This window comes from Eisenbergiella porci, from assembly GCF_009696275.1.
In the GTDB taxonomy this organism is placed as follows: domain Bacteria; phylum Bacillota; class Clostridia; order Lachnospirales; family Lachnospiraceae; genus Eisenbergiella; species Eisenbergiella porci.
The window spans coordinates 1-1,099 of the sequence record NZ_VUMI01000145.1 but is presented as its reverse complement, the minus strand read 5'-3'; the positions used below and the strand labels follow the sequence as shown (position 1 = coordinate 1,099).

1 protein-coding gene and 1 pseudogene are annotated in these 1,099 nt (G+C 44.8%); both read left to right on the top strand.

What is annotated here, in order from left to right:
* Positions 1-305 (top strand): annotated as a pseudogene (locus FYJ45_RS30015) (hypothetical protein); the annotation flags it as partial.
* Between the two features lie 102 nt (positions 306-407).
* Positions 408-770, top strand: coding sequence for a hypothetical protein (locus tag FYJ45_RS29305; protein ID WP_154468428.1), 363 nt, complete (start codon positions 408-410; stop codon positions 768-770).
* Positions 771-1,099 lie beyond the last annotated feature (329 nt).

Below are 1,099 nucleotides of genomic sequence, written 5' to 3'. Positions count from 1 at the left end.
CATATATGCTGGACTGGCGGGGATCTGACGTTTCACACAGCCATTGCGTGAATTCCGGGAAATACTGGCGGATTATTTTACAGAATGCTGCAAAATCTCTTTCATACAATTTTCTGTTTCTTCGTTGGCTGTATTCCCCGGAGGGAATCCGCAGCAACAGGGCACAGACATCCGGCGGTATGGCCGGCCCGGAAGGCTTGTGCTGGGAATATGGTGAGGATGGCCCTGTTTTAACAGATTTCGGGAAAAAAGCATTAATGGGAGAGGATGCGGAGGTTCCCGGGGAATGGGGAAGCGGGACCTGATCGGAAGGCATATCCACCCTGAATTACAGCACCGTTGCTTCCTGTGAACTGGATGATAAGGGTTATCCATATGCCTATCTTTTATGGGATTCCGTAAGGAATATGGATATTTCCCCGCTGGAACAGGACTGGAGAGATAAAATGGGAGCGGACAGCGCCATGGAGTACCTGAAGAAAAACAACAAGCTTCTGGTATCCCCCGGCACCGGCTACATGGCTTCTCAGGAAAATTCCGAAATATCCGCAATCAGGCGTCAGTGCCGCAAGGTTATCCAGGAGTATTCCTGGAATATGGTATTCGCTGACGATGAACAGGAATTCAACCGCCTGTACGATCAGATGTACAAGGAAGTGATGGAGCTTGGTTATGAAACCATGCTGGAGGTTGACCTGCAGAATGCAAAGGCCAAGGAGGCCGCCAGGTGGGAGGCTGTGGAGAGGTTTGAGGAAAATAACAGGGAATAACAGGGGGCTGTCACAAGATAACTGTACTGTTTTATTCTGCTGGAATCATTTTTAATACAAAAGGCACATGAATTTTTTTAAGAAAATTTCATGTGCCTTTTATTTTATATGACATTTACATAAGCATTGAGGACCAAATTAAGACCGTTTACGGCCAAATCCACAACAGGAAAGAGAAAAATGGTAAAATACAAAAAAAGTTGTAACTGTTTAGGAGGCCTATTATTCAAATATTAATTCAGGTCTTCCCATAAATGCATTTTTTATAGCTTCAACCGCATTTTTTCCATGTTTCTTGGCAGTGCCAATATAGGACATTACGGTTAAGT